Genomic DNA, 19,367 nt, shown 5'->3' on the forward strand with positions numbered 1-19,367 from the left:
ACAGTACTTGTCATGACACAGGACGATGCCTTCGCGGCGGATCTGCTGCGAGGTCACACCGACACGATCGTGCTCGGCGTGCTGCGTCGCGGCGAGCGCTACGGCTTCGAGATCTACAAGACGATCCGGGATGCGACCGGCGGCGACCACGAGATCAAAGAGGCGACGCTGTACGCGACGTACCGGCGGCTCGAGAAGGACGGCCTGGTGGAGTCCTACTGGGGTGACGAGACGCAGGGCGGACGTCGCAAGTACTACCGCATCACCGACGCGGGTCGCGCCGTCTACCGCTCCAACGTGGCGGCCTGGGTCGCGACCCGTCGCATCATCGACTCCCTCCTCGACGTGAAGGAAAAGCAATGAGCACAGATATTCACCGCCTTCTCGACGAGGCGTTCGCCGGGGTCGACATGACACCCGATGCCCAGGACCTCAAAGAGGAGGTGCGGGCGAACCTCGTCGCCCGGGTCGCCGAACTCGAGGCATCGGGCACAGCGCCGGCCGTCGCTGCGCAGACCGCGATCTCCGAGCTCGGCGACGTGCGCGACCTGCTCCCCGAGGCGGCGCCTTCGTCGCCCGCATCGCCCGCTTCGCCCTGGTCCCAGGAAGCCTTCGCGCGGCACCACGTGCGTCCCGAGCCGGCATTCGTCGTCCGCACGGTCGTCTACTCCGTGGTCCTCCTCGCCGCCCTCGGGTTGGCGGCCCTCGGAGCGCTCGCCATCCTCCCCCTCGCGGTCGGCGTCGAGATCGCGCTTCTCGGCCTCGGATCCATGGCAGTCGGGCTGATCGTCGGCGACTCGCTCTCGCAGGAGACGACGACCAGCCACCCCCTTCCGATCGGTCGCGCCTCGGGCTTCGCGCTGGCGAGCTTCATCGGCGCGTTCGGCCTCGGCTTCGGAGGCCTCGTCGCCCTGGGCGCACTCGAGGTGTGGGCCATCATCATCGCGGGGCTGGCGGTGGTCGCGTCGATCGTGCTGTTCTCCTTCCTCGCCGCGACTCAGACCAACCGCAAGAAGGCCTGGGTCCGTCAGTCGATCTCCGACACCCCTCCCAATCGCTTCGAGGAGGACCCCGAGACGGCGGCGCGCTTCGGCATCTACACCGCCGTGATCTTCATCGTCACCTTCGCGGTCATCGCCGTCCTGGTGTTCACCGTCGGCTGGCTGTGGGGGCTGCTCGCCCTCGTCGGCGGTTTCGCCGTCATGCTGCTCGTCCTCGCGCGCATGCTGTTCGGCCCCCGCAAGCCCACCCCGTAACTCCTCGTTCACAGGTCAACCACCCGCTTACAGGTCGATTCCGGCCCATCCCCCCTGCGGACGCGTGGTTGACCTGTCGATCGGGGGTGCACCAGCCCGCATCGCACCGCCCACCAATGAGAAAGGGATGCTTCGCCATGCCCGAAAGCACTTCGGCGATCGTCGCCGAAGACCTTGTGAAGGTCTACCCCGGTCGCGGGCGCAAGCCCGCCGTCCGAGCCCTCGACGGACTGGGCTTCACCGTCCCCACAGGGCGCGTCTTCGGACTCCTCGGACCGAACGGCGCCGGCAAGTCCACGACCACGAAGATCCTCACGACGCTGTCGAGGCCCACGAGCGGCTCCGCGCGGGTCGACGGCCACGACGTGCTGCGGAGTCCCGACGCCGTTCGCGCCTCGATCGGCTACGTCTCGCAGGGCTCCAGCACCGATCCCCTCCTCACCGCCACCGAGAACCTCGAGATCGCCGCACGGCTGCGGGGCTCGGGCTCAGCGGAGGCGTGGACCCGTGCCGCCTACCTCTTGGGCGAGTTCGGCCTGGCCGACTCCTCGCGTCGCCCGGTCAGCACGTTCTCCGGGGGGATGCGCCGGCGGCTCGACGTGGCGGCGGCGCTTGTGCACCGGCCGCGTGTGCTCTTCCTCGACGAGCCGACGACCGGGCTCGACCCCGAGGCGCGGGCCGCGATGTGGGCGGAGATCCGTCGGCTCGCCGGCGAGGAGGCGCTCACGGTCGTCCTCACGACCCACTACATGGAGGAGGCGGATCGGCTCGCCGACGAGCTCCTGCTCGTCAATCGGGGGCGCGCCGTCGTGCAGGGGTCTCCGGCCGAGCTGAAGGCGGCGCTGCACGGCGACTCGCTCCGGGTCTCGCTGGTGGAGCCCGACCCTGCGGCCGTACGGGCCGCGCTCGCGAGAGTCCCCGGCCTCCGCGACCTCGTGGTCGAGGCATCCGGAGTCGATGGCGTCCTCGCCGCTCGCACCGACGACGCCTCGGCGGCGGTCGGTGCGGTCATCGCCGCTCTGGATGCCGCCGGCATCCGCTTCGGGCAGGTCTCGGCATCCCACCCCACCCTCGACGATGTGTACCTGCACTTCGTCGGGCACACCTTCGACACCTCGGCCGACGCGGGCGCACGCCCTGTCACCGACACGATCCAGACAGGAGCGGCAGCATGATCCCCACGCCTACTCCACGCGCGGCTGGCGCGTCGCGCGGAGCCTCTCGGCGCGTGGGCCCGTCCATCGCCCTCAGCGCCGGACCCGGCCGCTCCGGCTGGTTCACCCAGACCGGCCAGGTGCTGCGGCGCTGGCTCATCGGAAGCTGGCGACAGGCGTGGGGTCCCGTCATGTCGCTCATCCAGCCGGTCATCTGGATCGTGCTCTTCGGCGCCGTCTTCTCCTCGCTGGGCGCCCTGCCCCAGTTCGGCGGCGAGGGGTACATCGACTACCTCGTGCCCGGCATCCTGATGATGACCGTCCTCTACTCGGGGGCGTGGGCGGGCACCGGCTACATCGATGACATGGCGTCGGGGGTGATGGATCAGTACCTGACATCGCCGATCTCGCGCACGGCGATCATCACCGGGCAGCTGGTGCAGCAGCTCATCGTCAACGTGCTCCAGTCGCTCGTCGTCCTGGGGATCGGGTGGCTCGCCGGCGCCCGCTATCCCGGAGGCGTCGGGGGTATGGCCGTCGCGCTCGGAGTCGCGACGCTGCTCGCGACGATCTTCTGCTCCATGTCGACCGCCGTCGCCCTGACGACCCGCAACCAGATCGCGCTCATCAGCCTGTCGCAGCTCATCGTGCTGCCGGCGACGTTCCTGTCGACCACGATGATGCCCGCCGATCTCATGCCCGAGTGGGTGCAGAGCGTGTCGCGCTGGAACCCCATGACGTGGGCCGTCGAACTCGGGCGCGGAGGCCTCGACGGCTCGTACCCCGGGAACGCCTGGTGGCAGGTGGCGGGCCTCGTGGTGCTCGCCGGACTCGCTTTCGCGTGGTCCGTCGGCGCGATCCGCGCCTACCAGCGGTCGATCTGAGGCATCGAACTCGGGATCCACGAGACCCACCTCCGGCAGAGAACCGCCGGGTCTGTCGGCGGATCGCCGTCAGGGACTAGGGTTCAGCCATGTCACCCCTCCCTCGCCCGGGCCGCCGCGGCCTTCGTTCCACCGCCGCCGTCGTCATCGCCCTCGTCGCCCTGCTCCTCGGAGTCTCCGCACCCGCCTATGCCGCCCCGCCCACGACGCCCGTGCAGAAGTACGTCGCGCTCGGCGACTCGTACGCCGCAGGTCAGGGCGCTGGCGCTCCCCTCGACGGGTGCCTGCGCAGCACCGCGGCCTACCCGGTCCTGCTCGACGCCGAGCAGCGCATCAATCTGCTGCGCACCGCCGCGTGCAGCGGCGCGACGATCGCCGATGTCACCGCGACGCAGCTGTCGCAGGTGAATCGCGGCACGACGCTCGTCACGCTCACCGTGGGAGCGAACGACGTGGGTGCCGGCGCCATCTACGCCGCCTGCTCAGGCGCGCCCCTCTCGGACGCTTGTGATGCAGCGATCGATTCTGCACAGGCGGCGCTGAACTCCGGCATCATCGGAGCGGACCTGTTTGCGCTGATCCGCGCCATCGCCGAGCGTGCGCCGAACGCTCAGATCATCGTCACCGACTATCCGCTGCCTTTCGCGGCCGGAACCAACGACTGGATCGCGAACTACGTCAACGGGGCCACGGCCATTCTGGACGACCAGATCGCCGGTGCCGTGGCGGCTGCGGCCGCGAACGGCGTGAACACCGAAACGGCGAGCGTCGCCTACGCCTTCGCCGGACACCAGGTGGGCAATGCCGACCCGTGGCTGGGGGCCAACCCGACCGACCCGATCACCTTCCTGCACCCGACAGCCGCGGGCCAGGGGATCTACCGGAGCGCCGTCCTCACGGCTCTGTCGAACTGAGCCCGTCGCGAGAAGGCGCCTCAGTCGCCGAGAAGGCGGGTTCGGCTCCGAGAGGGTGCACCTTCTCCGTACCGAACCCGCCTTCTCGCGCCCCGACCCGCCTCCTCGGGGGCACGTCTAGCACGGCCGCACCTGCCGCGCCAGGGCTGCCGGCGCCGAGTGCCGGGTGCGTAGGGTCCGGATATGTCTGAGACCACGAGCAGCGACCCGACCGGTATGACGGACGAAGAGAAGCGGCGCGATCAGCTGCTGTCCGCGCCCGGCGCCGTCGAGAGCGACGCCGACCCGCGCATCGAGGTCGGCGAGCACGACGGCAACACGCGCATCGACATCGCTCCGAGTGCAGCGGTGCGTCCCGGCAACCCGTTCGAGGAGCCCGACGACGGCTCGCTCGAAGGCCCCGACGTCGAGACCTCGACCGCCGACGGGACGCCCAAGGGCGGCGGCACCGAGTCCCCAAGCACCCACCCCGACGGCAACGCCACAGCCCGCGGTCTCGGCTGAGACGCGACGATCCGCACCGATCCGTCCGGCATCGCGGCCGGCGACAGCGGCGAGGTCTCGACCATGCTGCCGAAATCGGTTGAACGATCCGAAGTCGGCGAAGCGCCCGAGCGGCGGAAAGACCCTCAGGCGAGGGCGTCCACGATCGGCCGGAACTTCACACGCGTCTCGAGGAGCTCGGTCTCGGGGTTGCTCCCCGCCACGATGCCGGCGCCCGCGTGCGCGACGACCGGGATGGTTGTGTCTCCCGTGTGTCCGAGCCCGACCTGCGCGCAGCGCAGCGCGATCGCCCACTCCCCGTCGCCGTTCGCGGCGACCCAGCCGACAGGCCCCGCGTACCGGCCCCGGTCGAACGGCTCGAGCCGCCGGATGAGCCTGATGGCGGCATCCGTGGGTGTCCCGGCGACAGCCGCAGTGGGATGCAGGGCCGCCACCAGATCGAGCGCCGAAGCGTGGTCCGTGAGTTCCCCGGCGACATCGGTCGCCAGATGCCACAGGTTGGGCAGCTCCAGAGCGAAGGGCTCGGAGTCGGCGCGCAGCTCCCGCGTGTGCGGGGCCAGGGAGTCGAGCACGCTCTGGATCGCGTAGCGGTGCTCATCGAGGTCCTTGGCGCTGTGCGAGAGGGCGAGGGATGCGGCGACGTCGTCTCCTGCGTCGGTTCCTCGCGGGAACGTCCCGGCCAGCACGCGCGCCGTGACCGTGCCGCCCGAGACTGTCACGAGCGTCTCGGGACTCGCCCCGATCAGTCCATCGACGGCGAACGTCCAGGTGTCGGGATAGTCGGCCGACAGCGCGCGGACCAGGCGCCGGAGGTCCGCACCTGCAGGAACCGTCCCGACGAGGTCTCGCGCGACGACGACCTTGCGCACTTCGCCGGATTCGATGGCATCGAGGGCGCCGCGCACGGCGGCCTGGTAGCCGGCGGGGTCGAGCGCCCCCGGGCCCAGCGTCGCCGACCAGTACGGCCCGTAGGGGAGAGGCTCGACGACGGCGTCGGCCGTCTCGGCCGAACGGATCCGCGTGATCCAGGCGCGACCGCTGTGGCGGCCGACGATCGCCTGCGGGACGATGAGCCGGCTGGACGAGTGAGACCGGGCGTCGAAGGCGAGGGCCCCGAATGCGACGAGGCCCGTGCCCGGAAGGCCGATCGGGTCGTCGACCTCCGCGGCGGCCGCGATCGCCCGCCAGGCGGTCGAAGGATCCGGCGCACCGGGAGCCCCCGCGTCGAAGCCGGCGACGACGCCTCCGACCCCGATGATCCCGTCGCCGCGGCGCAGCCACGCCAGCGGCGACTGGGGGTCGGCGAACGCGAGGATGTCCTGATCGGCGCCGATCTCCCGGGTCTCGACCACCAGACGCGGCGGGCGGAGCGGGTCGATCACCACTCCAGCCTAGGGTCGAGTCCGGCCGATGCGAGCGAAGTCCGCGCTCAGCGGACGGGGACTCCGGATCGCGTGGAGAGCGACGCCCCGTATCGATCGCTGCTGCGCGAATAGACTCGCCCTGTGTCCGAAGACTCCCGCCTCGCTCGGCCCCGGCCGGGCACCCGCCTGCTGTTCCGCTGGCGGAAGTGGGACGGCTCCGCGCACTGGGAGCACGAGTGCGTGTACCTCGGCTCCGATCGGTGGGGCGAGTGGTTCGGCCAGCCCGCCGGATGGCGGAGCCGCCGCCCGGGGCGGGACTTCGCCGTCGAGGTGCCGAACGTGACGCTGCTGCCGCCGACCGGCGACTACGCGGCGACGTTCAACGCGAGCCCGGGGTCGTACCGGGTGTACATCGACATCGCGTGGGACGTGCACTGGGAGGACGAGGAGCCCACGGGGATCGACATGGACCTCGACGTCGTCGACACGCGCGACGGGCGAGGAATCTGGATCGACGATCGCGACGAGTGGGACGAGCACCGCGTCGCGTACGGGTATCCGCTCGACCTCGTGGAGAGGCTCGAGGCGCTCGCCGTCGACCTCGAGCGGCGCGTCACGGCGCACGATGCGCCGTTCGACGATCCCACCCCGGAGCGCTGGCTCGGCCTGCTCGGCTCCTTCGGGCCTCACGAACCCGGCGCTTAGACTCGTCCGATGACCTCCAGCTCCGGCCACGAGCCGCACCGCGCTGATCTCGGCAAGGATCCCCGGCGCGTCAGCGGCATGTTCGACGAGGTCGCGCGCGGGTACGACCGCACCAACACCGTCCTGAGTCTCGGCAACGACCAGCTCTGGCGCGTCGCGACCACCCGTGCCGTCGCCCCTCGTCGCGGCCAGCGCATCCTCGATCTCGCGGCAGGCACCGGCGCGTCGAGCGTCAGCCTCGCCCGCAGCGGAGCGGACGTCGTCGCGGCCGACTTCTCGCCGGGCATGATCGCCGAAGGGCGACGCCGGCATAGCGGCATCCCGAATCTCACCTTCGTCGAAGCAGACGCCACGGCACTGCCGTTCGAGGACGCCGAGTTCGATGCGGTCACGATGTCGTTCGGCCTGCGCAACGTGAACGAGCCCAAGAAGGCTCTCCACGAGCTGCTGCGCGTCACGAAGCCCGGCGGCCGCCTGGTCGTCTGCGAGTTCTCGCAGCCGCCGTCGCCCGCCTTCAACGGGCTGTACCGCTTCTACAACGACCGGGTCCTGCCGGTCGTCGCCAAGACGGTGAGCTCGAACGCCGATGCCTACGACTACCTGAACGAGTCGATCAAGGACTGGCCCGACCAGCGGACGCTCTCGTCGTGGATCCGCGGCGCGGGCTGGACCGATGTCGCGCACCGCAACCTCTCGTTCGGCATCGTCGCACTTCACCGGGCCCGCAAGCCCTCCCGGTAGGCTGTAGCCGTGACTCCCTCAGCGCCGGGCTCGCGTCTCGCGAGCAAGCTGGGCCTCAGTGATCGCGTCTTCGCCGGTCCGCGGTCTCGCCGGCTTCTCTCGACCGTTGAGGCAGGTCTCGACCGCGTCGACCTCCAGCTGCGCGAAGAGCTTCGCGTCGCCGACTCGCTCGCGGACGCCACCAGCCGCTATCTCTACGAGGCGGGCGGCAAGCGGGTGCGCCCGATGCTCGCGCTTCTCGCGGCGCAGCTCGGCAAGGGCACGACCGACGAAGTCGTGCAGGGCGCCACGGCGCTCGAGATGACGCACCTCGGATCGCTGTACCACGACGACGTGATGGATGCTGCAGACAAGCGCCGCGGTGTCCCGAGCGCGCACGCGGTGTGGGGCAACAGCATCGCCATCCTCACCGGCGACCTTCTCTTCTCGCGGGCGAGCCAGATCATGGCGCGCCACGGCGACCGTGCGATCCGCCTCCAGTCCGACACCTTCGAGCGGCTGGTGCTCGGCCAGATGCACGAGACGGTCGGACCCGAGCCGGATGCTGATCCGGTGGAGTTCTACCTGCAGGTGCTGTCAGACAAGACCGGTTCCCTCATCGCGGCATCGGCTCAGGCCGGAGTCATCTTCAGCGAGGGCCCGGAGGAGTTCGAAGAGCCGATGTTCATCTTCGGCGACAAGGCGGGCGTCGCCTTCCAGCTCCTGGACGACGTGATCGACCTCTCCGACGACCCGGGGGAGACGGGCAAGGTTCCCGGCACCGACCTGCGCGCCGGGGTCAGGACCATGCCGTACCTGCTCCTCGGTCGGCGGGACGACGCAGCATCCGTTTCACTGCACTCGCAGATCGACGACGGGGTGGCACTGATCGCCGACGGCGCCGACCCCGCTTTGCTCGATGCGCCGCTGGCCGCGCTCCGCGAGCATCCCGCGACCCGCGAGACGCTCGACCTCGCTAACTCCTGGTCACGTGACGCGATCGAGGCGCTCGCCCCGATTCCCGATGGCCCTGTGCGAGAGGCGCTGACGCGCTTCGCGCAGGCTGTGGCAGACCGTTCCAGTTAGCTTCTCCCGCCTCACCGCGCGATACCACCGGAGTCCGGTTCGCTGATCGAGCGGAGGGGCGCCTCCCGAAAGGACCTCTATGAGCAAGCTCCGTCTCGCGATCGTCGGCGCCGGCCCGGCAGGCATCTACGCCGCCGACATCATCCTGAAGGCGGAGCGCAAGTTCGACGTCTCGATCGACCTGTTCGAGCAGCTGCCGGCGCCGTACGGTCTCGTCCGGTACGGCGTCGCCCCCGACCACCCGCGCATCAAGGGCATCATCACGGCCCTCCGCGAAGTGCTCGACCGCGGCGACATCCGGATCTTCGGCAACGTCCGCTTCGGCGAGGACATCACCCTCGACGATCTCAAGAACCACTACAACGCCGTCATCTTCGCGACCGGCGCGATCCGCGACACCGACCTCAGCATCCCGGGGATCGACGCGGTCGGCTCCTACGGTGCGGCCGACTTCGTGAGCTGGTTCGACGGGCACCCCGACGTCCCTCGCGAGTGGCCGCTCGACGCGGAGTCGGTCGCGGTCATCGGCAACGGCAACGTCGCCCTCGACATCTCGCGCATGCTCGCCAAGCACGCCGACGATCTGCTCCCCACCGAGATTCCGGCGAACGTGTACGACGGGCTCAAAGCCTCGCCCGTCACGGACGTCCATGTCTTCGGCCGCCGCGGGCCCGCACAGGTGAAGTTCACCCCGCTCGAGCTGCGTGAGCTCGGCGAGCTGAACGACGTCGACATGGTGGTCTACGACGAGGACTTCGACTACGACGAGGCGTCGAAGGCGGCGATCGCGAGCAACAAGCAGGTCATGGTCATCGACCGCATCCTGCAGGCTTGGCGCAAGCGCGATTCGGTGAACAACGCCGGCGGCTCGGCATCCCGTCGCCTGCATCTGCACTTCTACGCCAAGCCGCTCGAGATCGTGAAGGATGCCGAGGGTCGCGTCGCCGCGTTCCGCTGGGAGCGCACGCGACCCGACGGCGCCGGCGGGGTCGTGGGGACCGGTGAGATCCGCGAGGTCGCCATTCAGGCGCTCTACCGCGCGGTGGGCTACTTCGGCTCCCCGCTTCCGGGCGTGCCCTTCGACGAGCGCCACGGCGTGATCCCGAACCACGAGGGCCAGGCGCTGCATCCCGATTCCAACGAACGGGTGTCGGGCGTCTACGCGACGGGATGGATCAAGCGCGGTCCGGTCGGGCTCATCGGCCACACGAAATCGGATGCGATGGAGACCGTGCGTCACATCATCAACGACCAGGGGTCGTGGTGGCAGCCGGTCGACCCGTCCGAGGAGGCGATCCCGGCACTCCTGGCATCGCGCGGCGTCGCCTGGACGGATCTCGAGGGCTGGCATCGCCTCGACGAGCACGAGATGGGACTCGGCGCGCCCCACGGGCGTGCCCGCGTGAAGGTCGTCCCGCGCGACGAGATGGTCTCGGTCTCGCGCGCGGAGTAGGCGGGCTCGGGAGGACGTGTCCTCCGCAGGTCCCGGCGGCCTACACCTCCGCTGGGCCCGGACTCCGGGAGTGGCGCGCCGTTTCGGGAGGAAGTGTCCTCGATCGGAGGAGCGAGCCGCGGCATCCATCCTCCGATAGGCGACAACACCTCCGCTGGCCGCGCGCGCCGGTGTCACCTTCACGGGTCGAGCCTCCGCGGGTCCTGGCGGCCTACACCTCCGCTGGGCACGGACTCCGGGAGTGGCGCGCCGTTTCGGGAGGAAGTGTCGTCGATCGGAGGAGCGAGCCGCGGCATCCATCCTCCGATAGGCGACAACACCTCGCCGGCCCTGCGCCCGGGGGTCATTTTCATGGGTCGAGCCTCCGCGGGTCCCGGCGTTCCTACACCTCCGCGGGCCCGGGCTCCGGGAGTGCCCCGCCGTTTCGGGAGGAAGTGTCCTCGATCGGAGGAGCGAACCGCGGCATCCATCCTCCGATAGGCGACAACTCCTCCGCTTGGCCCTCGCCCGCAGGTGTCACCTTCACGGGCCGAGCCTCCGCGGGCACCGGCGTTTCGGGAGGAAGTGTCCTCGATCGGAGGAGCGAGCCGCGGCATCCCTCCTCCGATGGGCGACAACACCTCCGCTGGCCCTCGCGCGCCGGTGTCACCTTCACGGGTCGAGCCTCTGCGGGTCCCGGCGGCCTACACCTCCGCTGGGCACGGACTCCGGGAGTGGCGCGCCGTTTCGGGAGGAAGTGTCGTCGATCGGAGGAGCGAGCCGGGGCATCCATCCTCCGATAGGCGACAACACCTCCGCTGGCCCTCGCCCGCAGGTCCCCTTCCGCCGGGCGCGGCATCCGGATCGGCCTGCAGGGTTGTCCTCACCTCCGCAGCAATCGCCATCGTTGTCCACAGACGCGCACGCCCGGGAAGTGTGAACGCTCGGCACTGGGCAGTGTGGGCGGATGCAGGATGCCATTCGGGATGCTGTCACCCGAGCCGGCGGCGTCGCTCGTGTGACCCTTCTCCGCGAAGCGGGGTTCGGTGAGCGAGCCCTTCAGCGTGCCCTCGCCGCAGGCGAAGTGACGCGAGTGCGCCGAGGGTGGGTGTCCACTCCCGACGCCGATCCGATGCAGATCGCCGCCGCTCGCGCGGGCGTTGTCATCTCGTGCATCAGTCAGGCTCGACGACTGGGTCTCTGGGTGCTCGAGGAACCGGCCGTCCATGTCGCAGCCGGCCCGCACGCAGGTCGAGCACCGACGGGGACTGCCGTAGTCCACTGGGGCAGGCCGCTCGTGCCGCGGCATCCGGATCATCTCGTCGATTCGATCGAGAATGTGCTCGTCCTCACCGCGCGATGTCAGCCGCGCGAGGCGGCGCTGGCGATTTGGGAATCGGCGCTGCGCAAGGGTCTGGTCGACCGCCTCGCGATGGGCCGGCTTCCGCTGCCCGCATCCGCCCGCGCCCTGCTCGAGGTGGCCCAGCCGTGGGCGGACTCGGGTCTCGAGAGCTTCGCGCTGCCCCGACTGCGCTGGCTCGGCCTGCCGATGGTGCGCCAGATCTCCATAGCCGGACACCGCGTCGACCTGCTCATCGGTGAGCGGCTCGTGCTGCAGATCGACGGTGGACACCACGTAGGCGCACAGCGGGAGCAGGACATCGCCCACGATGCGGCGCTCATGCTCATGGGCTACCACGTGATCCGCGTCGGGTATCGGCAGATGGTGGACGGGTGGCCGACGGTGCAGGACCTCATCATGCGGGCCGTGGCGGCCGGCCTGCATCGTGCGCGGTGAGGGCGATCGGAGGACTCGCCGGTCATCGGAGGACCCTTCCCGCGATTTCCTCCTCCCATCGGGCACAAGACCTCCGCAACCCGCTGTCCGCCGGGAGATGCCGCGGCCCACCGGCTGTCGCAGCCCGCGCCGGCTGGCAGCCCGGGGTGTGGCACAGCCCGGGAGATGCCTCATCATGCCGGCCGTGGGGCCGGTCGGCATCGCGGAAGGTGATGGTGATCGGAGGACTTGCCGGTCATCGGAGGACCCTTCCCGCCGTCTTCTCCTCCCATCGGGCACAAGACCTCCGCAACCCGCTGTCCGCCGGGAGATGCCGCGGCCCACCGGCTGTCGCAGCCCGCGCCGGCTGGCAGCCCGGGGTGTGGCACAGCCCGGGAGATGCCTCATCATGCGGGCCGTGGCGGCCGGCCTGCATCCCGCGCGGTGAGGGCGATCGGAGGACTCGCAGGTCATCGGAGGACCCTTCCCGCGGTTTCCTCCTCCCATCGGGCACACAACCTCCCCAGCCCGCTATCGCCGCCCGGGGGATGCCCCAACCCGTGAGCCGCCGCAGCGTGGGGGATGCCGCAGCGCGCGGGATGCCGAAACCTGCGCCGCCGCATCCCTCTGCGCGCGGCGCCCTCAGAGATCGGCGCCCTCCGAGATCGACGCCCTCTGCGCCCGGCGCCGGCGCGACCAACCCCGTCTTCCGGGTGTCGGGAGATCGGCCTAGCCTGATCCTGTCGGCCGGAGGAAGGAACGCCCCCGCGAATGGCCGACTGGCACCCGATCCTGTGCGCGCAGGAGGGCCCTACGGGGACGTGGCGCATGATCGAGGCGCAGGGCCGCACCTACGGGTCGATCGAGATCCGCCGCGTGATGAACGGTGCCGAGGTCCGCTACAAGGCGATCTACCGTGGCGAGGTGATCGGCTGGGCGACGTCATTGCGCGTCGCGTGCGAGCGCGTCCACGGGGCCTATGTCAAAGACCACGGTCCCGGCGGAGGACCCATCGCAGACTGGGGCGGCCGCAGGGTGGTGTGACCAGCCCCAGCGGTGCGGAAGCGCGTTTACCGGTAGTTGGTGAACTGCAGATCGACGTCCAGGTCAGCGGCCTTCAGCAGGCGCTGCACCTCCTGGAGGTCGTCACGACTCTTGGACTGCACGCGCAGCTCGTCGCCCTGGATCTGCGACTTGACGCCCTTGGGCCCCTCGTCCCGGATGATCTTCGAGATCTTCTTGGCGTTCTCGGACGAGATGCCGTCCTTGATCGTAGAGACGATCCGGAACTCCTTGCCGCTGGCAAAGGGCTCGCCCGACTCCAGGCTCTTCAGCGAGATGCCGCGCTTGATGAGCTTCGACTGGAAGACGTCGAGAACAGCCTTCGCGCGCTCCTCGGAGCTCGCCTTGATGAGCACGGACTCGCCGCTCCACTCGACCGAGGCGCCGGTGCCCTTGAAGTCGTAGCGCTGCTCGATCTCTTTGCGGGCCTGGTTGAGCGCGTTCTCGGCCTCCTGGTGATCGACCTTGCTCACGATGTCGAACGAAGAATCAGCCATGCGGGGAGTCTAGTCCGGCTCAGCCGCGACTCTCCCTGTCGTCCCGCAATGCAAGCGTTTGCGACCCCGCGAGGTTGGAAACGCTTACCGAGGCTCGATATGTCACGAACCTATATCGAAAGCGGGATCGAATTCTTCGGAACCGGGGATCGCGTGTTACAAATGTAAGCGCTTGCATCATGCAGGCATCACGTCACAGTGTCCGCGGTGTTGCGAACGGCATCGCCGCCGACATTCACATGTACTCCAGAGAGGCACTGCACCGATGAAGGTGAACAAGAAGAGCTGGCTGGCTCTCGGCGGCATCGCCGCCGTCTCGATCGTGCTCGCAGGCTGCGCAGGCAACTCCGCTGAGCCCGAAGCGACCGAAGACGCCGCGACCACCCTGACCGTCTGGGTCGACTCCGAGCGCGTGGATGCGCTCAAGGGCGCGGCTGACGCGTACTCCGAGAAGACCGGCGTGACCGTCGATCTCGTCGGCAAGGACAACAACACCATCAAGGATGACTTCATCCAGCAGGCCCCCACCGGCCGCGGTCCGGATGTCGTCATGGGCGCGCACGACTGGCTCGGCGAGCTGTCGACCAACGGCGTCGTCGCACCGATCGAGCTCGGCGACACCGCCGACGACTACGCACCGGTCGCGTTGCAGGCCTCGACCTACGAGGGCACGACTTACATGCTCCCGTACGCGGTTGAGAACATCGCCGTGCTCCGCAACGCCGACATCATCGCCGAGCCGGCGACGAGCTTCGACGACATGATCGCCAAGGGCCAGGCCGCAGGCCTGGCGACGCCGTTCGTGGTCGAGCAGGGTGCCGAGGGCAACCCGTACCACCTGTACCCGTTCCRGACGGCGTTCGGCGCCCCGGTGTTCGGCACCGACGCCGAGGGCAACTACGACCCGGCCGACCTGCAGCTCGGCAGCGCCGGCGGCTTCGAGTTCGCCACCTGGCTCGGCGCGCAGGGCGCTGCGGGCACCCTCAACACCGACATCGACGGCCAGATCGCGAAGGACAAGTTCCTCGCAGGTGAGTCGGCCTTCTGGCTGACCGGCCCCTGGAACGTCGGGTCKGCCGTCGATGCCGGCATCAACGTCGCGATCGACCCGGTCCCGAGCCCCACCGACGCCCCCGCATCGCCGTTCGCCGGCGTCAAGGGCTTCTTCATCAGCTCGGAGTCCGACAACAAGGTCGCCGCGAACGACTTCCTGGTGAACTACATCGGCACCGAAGACGTCCAGCTCTCGCTGTTCGAGGCCGGCAACGTCCTCCCGGCGCTCACCGCCGCAGCGGACACCGCCGCCGCCGACCCGATCGTCGCCGGCTTCCAGGCCGTCGGCGCCGAGGCCGTCCCGATGCCGGCCATCCCCGCCATGGGCTCGGTCTGGTCGTTCTGGGGCGTGGCCGAGGCCGCGATCATCAACGGCGCAGACCCGACGGCGACGTGGCAGAAGCTCGTCGACGACGTGACGGCAGCCATCAAGTAACACCGTCGCTGCCCCAGGGCCGCGAACATGCCGGCCGGGGCGGGTGCCCAGCATCCGTCCCGGCCGGCCCTTACGACGAGGACGACGTATGACCGACACCATCGAGGCGACGGCCGAGAAGACCGAGCCGCCGAGCAAGAAGCAGCGCCAGGCGGCGCGTCTGGCGGATGCCGCGTCCGGCCGCAATCGCTGGATCATCTTCAAGATCGCGATGCTCGCCGTCGTCGATGCGGTGGCGCTCTACGCGGCCGCCGTGCTCGCGCTGCACGGCGAATGGCTCGTGCTCGGCCTGGTGGTCGCGGTCACGATCCTCGTCAACTGGATCTACTTCTCACGCAAGCACATCCCGGCGAAGTACTTGACGCCGGGCATCATCCTCCTCGTCGTCTTCCAGATCTTCACCCTCTGCTACACCGCGTACATCGGCTTCACGAACTACGGCACCGGCCACAACGGCAGCCAGGACCAGGCGATCGCGTCGCTCATGCGGTCCTCGCTCGTCCGGGTCGACGACTCGCCCACCTTCGACGTCGCCGTCGTCGAGCGCGTCGGCGTGCTGGGTCTCCTCGTGACCGACCCCACCGACCGCGAGGTGAGCGTCGGCACGAACACCGAGCCGCTGCATCCCGCCGACGGCGCCACGATGGAGGGCGGCAAGGCCGTCTCGCTCGACGGCTGGGACACCCTGACGTTCGCCGAGGTGCTCAGCCGAAGCAACGAGGTCGAGGCGCTCGCGGTTGCCTACAGCGACGACCCCAACGACGGGGCGATCCGCACGCAGGACGGGCAGAAGGGCTACCTGTACGTCTCGACCCTCGAGTACGACCCGGTCGCCGACACGATGACCGACACCGAGACGGGCACCGTCTACAGCAACACCGGCGAGGGCGCCTTCACGTCCGAATCGGGTGAGCAGCTGCTTCCCGGCTGGCAGGTCTTCGTCGGGTTCGACAACTTCGTCCGGGCACTGACGGATGCCACGATCCGGGGTCCGCTCATCGCGGTGACCATCTGGACCTTCGTGTTCGCGACGATCTCGGTCGCCTCGACGTTCTTCCTGGGCCTGCTGCTCGCGCTCGTGTTCAACCACAAGAGCATGCGGTTCCGAAACGGGTACCGGATCATGCTGATCCTCCCGTACGCGTTCCCGGCCTTCCTGTCGGCTCTCATCTGGGCGGGCATGCTCAACGAGAGCTTCGGCTTCATCAACCAGGTGCTGCTGGGCGGAGCCGAGATCCCGTGGCTCACCGACCCCGTGCTCGCGAAGATCTCGGTGCTCGTGGTCAACCTGTGGCTGGGCTTCCCCTACATGTTCCTGGTGTGCACGGGTGCGCTGCAGGGCATCCCGGAAGACGTCAACGAGGCGGCTGTTGTCGACGGCGCCAACCCGTGGCAGATCTTCCGCCGCATCAAGCTGCCGCTCCTGCTCGTGACGGTCGCGCCGCTGCTGATCGCATCGTTCGCGTTCAACTTCAACAACTTCAACCTCATCTACATGCTGACCAACGGCGGGCCCCGCTTCTCGGACGTCTCGATCCCCGTCGGACACACCGACATCCTGATCTCGATGGTCTACAAGGTGGCGTTCACCGGTCAGAACCGCGACTACGGGCTGGCGTCGGCGTTCACGATCCTGATCTTCATCGTGGTGTCGGTGATCGCGATAGTCAGCTTCCGCAAGACCAAGGCCCTCGAGGAGCTGAACTGACATGACCGACGATCGCCTCCCTCACGCCGAGAAGACCATCGGCCAGAACACCGCGCTCGCCGTCTTCGCCGGCGGCACCGCCGAGCAGTTCGAGACCGCGACCGTCGGCCTCGGCTCGCAGAAGTATCAGGCGCCGCGCCGCCGCCGCTCGTTCGGTCGGTGGTTCGGCTCGACCGGCTGGCGCCACCTCGTCGCGATCATCGTGTCGATCTTCGCGGTGTTCCCGATCCTGTACGTCGTGTCGGCGTCGCTCAATCCGCGCGRCACGCTCACCGGCACCAACCAGCTGTTCTCCGCGATCGGGTTCGACAGTTACGTCCGGATCCTCACCGATCCGCAGATCCCGTACCCGATGTGGTTCCTCAACACCCTGCTCGTCGCGACCGTCACGGGTGTCACGATGGTGGTCATCGGCGCGCTCGCCGCATATGCGTTCTCGCGCATGCGCTTCTCCGGCAGGCGCGTCGGGCTCGTCACGATCGTGGTCGTGCAGATGTTCCCCCAGCTGCTCGCCGTCGTCGCGATCTTCCTGATGATGAGCTCGATCGGCGACTGGTTCCCGGCGATCGGCCTCAACACGCTGACGGGTCTGATCCTCATCTACCTCGGCGGCGCGCTGGGCGTGAACACGTACCTGATGTACGGGTTCTTCAACACGATCCCGAAGGAGATCGACGAGGCCGCCAAGATCGACGGAGCAGGCCACGCGCGCATCTTCTTCACGATCATCCTGCGCCTGGTCGCCCCGATCCTCGCGGTCGTCGGCCTCCTGTCGTTCATCGGCATCGTGAACGAGTACGTCATCGCGAGCGTCATGCTCATCGACCCCGAGAAGCAGACGCTCGTCGTCGGCCTCACCAAGCTCGTCTCCAACCCGCGGTACGCGGACTGGTCGGCATTCTCGGCGGGCGCCGTCATGGCGGCGATCCCCGTGGTCGTGGTGTTCCTGCTGCTCCAGCGGTACATCGTCGGTGGCCTGACCGCAGGCGCGACCAAGGGCTGACACGCATTTCGAGAGACGGATGCTGGGGCCCGGCGCCCGGGCCGGGCCTCGGCATCCGTCACGCGTCGTCGTGTCGTGCGAAAGGGCTGTCCGGCCTCCTCGCTGAACACGGACCTTCCGCGATCCCGGCTGTTTCGTAAACTGGGGATCTCCACGGCGAGGAGGAACCATGCACCCGTTGACCGAGGAAGCGATCCGCGAGACGTTCGTGAACGCAGCACCCGAGGAGGTGCGCCACCTCGCGCTGCCCGCCGATTTCATCCTCACGGACTGGGATCACCTCGACTTCTTCGCGTGGCCCGACCCTCGCACGCGGGGTCGTGGCTATCTGATCGCGGAGGTCGACGGTGAGCCGACCGGGGTCGTCCTCCGCGCAGCCGAAGGCACGTCCCGCGCCCGGTCTGCGATGTGCAATCTGTGCCACACGATGCAGCCGGCCGACCAGGTCGCGCTGTTCACCGCCCGCAAGGCCGGGTCTTCGGGGAGCCAGGGCGACAGCGTCGGCACCTACATCTGCCGTGACCTGTCGTGCCACGAGAATGTCAGGCTCGCTGCGCCCCTCGCTCCGAGCGAGCTGAGGGCGAGCGTCGACCGGAAGATCGATGGGACCCGGCGCCGCACACAGGCCTTCGTCGAGCGAGTGCTCGAGGGGGCGGCCGCGTGACCGGCCGTGCGGTCGTCGTCGGCGACGCGCTGATCGACGAGCTGCGCGACGATGCCGGCGTACGCGAGTTCGTCGGAGGCGCCGCACTGAACGTCGCAGTCGGGCTGAGCCGCCTGGGCGTGCCGGCGACCCTGATCGCCATGGTGGGCGATGACGAGGCCGGCGATCACATCCGCGCCTATCTGGGCGACTTCGGCGTGGAGCTGCTCGCGACACCGTCACCGCACGGCTCGTCCCGCGCGGTCAGCACGCGCAGCGCGGGCGGCGAGCCCACGTACGAGTTCAACACGGCGGCGCAGGCGCGCCGCATCCGCTTCGGCGATGCCGAGCGCGAGGCCATGGCGGCGGCATCCATCGTCGCGGTGAGCTGCTTCCCGTTCGACGACGTCGCGCAGACGCTCGAGTTCACCGAGGCCGTGCGGGTCGCCGGGGTCCGCCTGGCGATCGACCCCAACCCGCGATCGGGCATGATGTCGGACCGTGCCGAGTTCGTGCGCGGCTTCGAGGCGCTCGCGGTGGGCGCGTCGTTCGTGAAGGTCGGCGACGACGACGCGCGCTTGCTGTACGGCGACGAACTCGACGCACTGCGCGCGCGACTCGTCGACATGGGGGTCGGGGCGGTGCTCGCCACCGAGGGGGCGAACGGCGCGACGATCGAGGCGGGGTCGGATGTCGTCACACGACCGATCTCGTCGCTTCCCGGGCGGATCGTCGACACGATGGGCGCCGGCGACGCCGCGTTCGCGACGGCAGTCGCCGGCCTGCTCGAGTCGACTCCCGCAGACGCCGATGCCTGGGGCGAACTGCTGGAGCGGGCCATGGACGTCGCCGCCGCCACGTGCCGGTTCGAGGGAGCGCTGCTGCGTCTCCCCTCAGCGGTCGCCGACCTCGATCTCGACCAGATCGGCACCTGACGCCGGCATTCCTGCCCGCATGGAGCGGAGACGACGGGGCCGATTTCTGACCTCCGGCATTGGAGGGTAATATCGTTGATCGCGCCTCCGGTCGACTGGAAAAGCTGGGCGGGTGCGCATGGCGAGTTACCCAAGCGGCCAAAGGGATCTGATTGTAACTCAGCTGTCATCGACTTCGGGGGTTCGAATCCCTCACTCGCCACCGGACGACGGAAGGGCTCCGCGAAAGCGGAG

19 protein-coding genes and 1 tRNA gene are annotated in these 19,367 nt (G+C 69.2%); 18 read left to right on the plus strand and 2 right to left on the minus strand.

Annotated features, from left to right (window positions below):
- Positions 1-12: 12 nt before the first annotated feature.
- The 6 genes from AC1DP3_RS07910 to AC1DP3_RS07935 all read left to right on the plus strand — a co-directional run bounded on the left by AC1DP3_RS07910 (position 13) and on the right by AC1DP3_RS07935 (position 4,712).
- Positions 13-363, plus strand: coding sequence for a PadR family transcriptional regulator (locus AC1DP3_RS07910; RefSeq protein ID WP_477292608.1), 351 nt, complete (start codon positions 13-15; stop codon positions 361-363).
- On the plus strand, positions 360-1,256 hold the full coding sequence (locus tag AC1DP3_RS07915) for a permease prefix domain 1-containing protein (RefSeq protein ID WP_477292609.1): 897 nt from the start codon (positions 360-362) through the stop codon (positions 1,254-1,256). Before AC1DP3_RS07910 ends, AC1DP3_RS07915 begins: the two co-directional genes overlap by 4 nt.
- A gap of 137 nt (positions 1,257-1,393) precedes the next feature.
- A complete protein-coding gene (locus tag AC1DP3_RS07920; RefSeq protein ID WP_477292610.1) occupies positions 1,394-2,431 on the plus strand; it encodes an ABC transporter ATP-binding protein in 1,038 nt (345 codons plus the stop codon).
- A gap of 53 nt (positions 2,432-2,484) precedes the next feature.
- Positions 2,485-3,294 carry an ABC transporter permease gene (locus tag AC1DP3_RS07925; protein WP_477292611.1) on the plus strand — a complete coding sequence of 270 codons (810 nt, stop codon included), beginning with the start codon at positions 2,485-2,487 and terminating at the stop codon, positions 3,292-3,294.
- 89 nt (positions 3,295-3,383) lie between these two features.
- Entirely contained in the window at positions 3,384-4,208 is an 825-nt protein-coding gene (locus AC1DP3_RS07930; protein ID WP_477292612.1) for an SGNH/GDSL hydrolase family protein, read from the plus strand.
- A gap of 183 nt (positions 4,209-4,391) precedes the next feature.
- A complete protein-coding gene (locus tag AC1DP3_RS07935) occupies positions 4,392-4,712 on the plus strand; it encodes a hypothetical protein (protein WP_477292613.1) in 321 nt (106 codons plus the stop codon).
- Between the two features lie 125 nt (positions 4,713-4,837).
- Here the strand turns inward: AC1DP3_RS07935 and AC1DP3_RS07940 are convergent, their stop codons facing one another.
- Positions 4,838-6,097: an isochorismate synthase gene (locus AC1DP3_RS07940; RefSeq protein WP_477292614.1), complete on the minus strand. Its 1,260-nt coding sequence runs from the start codon at positions 6,095-6,097 to the stop codon at positions 4,838-4,840.
- A gap of 120 nt (positions 6,098-6,217) precedes the next feature.
- On the opposite strand from AC1DP3_RS07940, the gene AC1DP3_RS07945 reads away from it, so the two are divergent.
- From AC1DP3_RS07945 to AC1DP3_RS07970, 6 genes are all read left to right on the plus strand, one after another.
- Complete coding sequence (locus AC1DP3_RS07945) at positions 6,218-6,781, plus strand: DUF402 domain-containing protein (protein ID WP_477292615.1); 564 nt, start codon at positions 6,218-6,220, stop codon at positions 6,779-6,781.
- Between the two features lie 9 nt (positions 6,782-6,790).
- Positions 6,791-7,522 (plus strand): bifunctional demethylmenaquinone methyltransferase/2-methoxy-6-polyprenyl-1,4-benzoquinol methylase UbiE, encoded by a 732-nt coding sequence (gene ubiE / locus AC1DP3_RS07950; protein ID WP_477292616.1) that lies wholly within the window; start codon positions 6,791-6,793, stop codon positions 7,520-7,522.
- Between the two features lie 9 nt (positions 7,523-7,531).
- Complete coding sequence (locus tag AC1DP3_RS07955) at positions 7,532-8,587, plus strand: polyprenyl synthetase family protein (protein ID WP_477292617.1); 1,056 nt, start codon at positions 7,532-7,534, stop codon at positions 8,585-8,587.
- Between the two features lie 79 nt (positions 8,588-8,666).
- Positions 8,667-10,040, plus strand: a complete 1,374-nt coding sequence (locus AC1DP3_RS07960) for an FAD-dependent oxidoreductase (protein WP_477292618.1) — start codon at positions 8,667-8,669, stop codon at positions 10,038-10,040.
- 946 nt (positions 10,041-10,986) lie between these two features.
- Positions 10,987-11,817 (plus strand): endonuclease domain-containing protein, encoded by an 831-nt coding sequence (locus tag AC1DP3_RS07965; RefSeq protein WP_477292619.1) that lies wholly within the window; start codon positions 10,987-10,989, stop codon positions 11,815-11,817.
- A gap of 750 nt (positions 11,818-12,567) precedes the next feature.
- Positions 12,568-12,840, plus strand: a complete 273-nt coding sequence (locus AC1DP3_RS07970) for a hypothetical protein (protein WP_477292620.1) — start codon at positions 12,568-12,570, stop codon at positions 12,838-12,840.
- A 26-nt stretch (positions 12,841-12,866) separates the two neighbouring features.
- Here the strand turns inward: AC1DP3_RS07970 and AC1DP3_RS07975 are convergent, their stop codons facing one another.
- Positions 12,867-13,355: a YajQ family cyclic di-GMP-binding protein gene (locus AC1DP3_RS07975; RefSeq protein ID WP_477292621.1), complete on the minus strand. Its 489-nt coding sequence runs from the start codon at positions 13,353-13,355 to the stop codon at positions 12,867-12,869.
- Positions 13,356-13,620: 265 nt separating this feature from the next.
- On the opposite strand from AC1DP3_RS07975, the gene AC1DP3_RS07980 reads away from it, so the two are divergent.
- The 6 genes from AC1DP3_RS07980 to AC1DP3_RS08005 all read left to right on the plus strand — a co-directional run bounded on the left by AC1DP3_RS07980 (position 13,621) and on the right by AC1DP3_RS08005 (position 19,335).
- On the plus strand, positions 13,621-14,844 hold the full coding sequence (locus tag AC1DP3_RS07980; protein WP_477292622.1) for a sugar ABC transporter substrate-binding protein: 1,224 nt from the start codon (positions 13,621-13,623) through the stop codon (positions 14,842-14,844).
- Positions 14,845-14,932: 88 nt separating this feature from the next.
- A complete protein-coding gene (locus AC1DP3_RS07985; RefSeq protein ID WP_477292623.1) occupies positions 14,933-16,552 on the plus strand; it encodes an ABC transporter permease subunit in 1,620 nt (539 codons plus the stop codon).
- A 1-nt stretch (position 16,553) separates the two neighbouring features.
- Positions 16,554-17,555, plus strand: coding sequence for a sugar ABC transporter permease (locus AC1DP3_RS07990; protein ID WP_477292624.1), 1,002 nt, complete (start codon positions 16,554-16,556; stop codon positions 17,553-17,555).
- Between the two features lie 169 nt (positions 17,556-17,724).
- Positions 17,725-18,219 (plus strand): FBP domain-containing protein, encoded by a 495-nt coding sequence (locus AC1DP3_RS07995; protein ID WP_477292625.1) that lies wholly within the window; start codon positions 17,725-17,727, stop codon positions 18,217-18,219.
- Complete coding sequence (locus AC1DP3_RS08000; protein ID WP_477292626.1) at positions 18,216-19,133, plus strand: PfkB family carbohydrate kinase; 918 nt, start codon at positions 18,216-18,218, stop codon at positions 19,131-19,133. Before AC1DP3_RS07995 ends, AC1DP3_RS08000 begins: the two co-directional genes overlap by 4 nt.
- 120 nt (positions 19,134-19,253) lie before the next feature.
- Positions 19,254-19,335, plus strand: a tRNA-Tyr gene (locus tag AC1DP3_RS08005).
- The last annotated feature ends 32 nt before the right edge of the window (positions 19,336-19,367 follow it).

The sequence above is a fragment of the Microbacterium sp. P5_B6 genome (genome assembly GCF_056400345.1).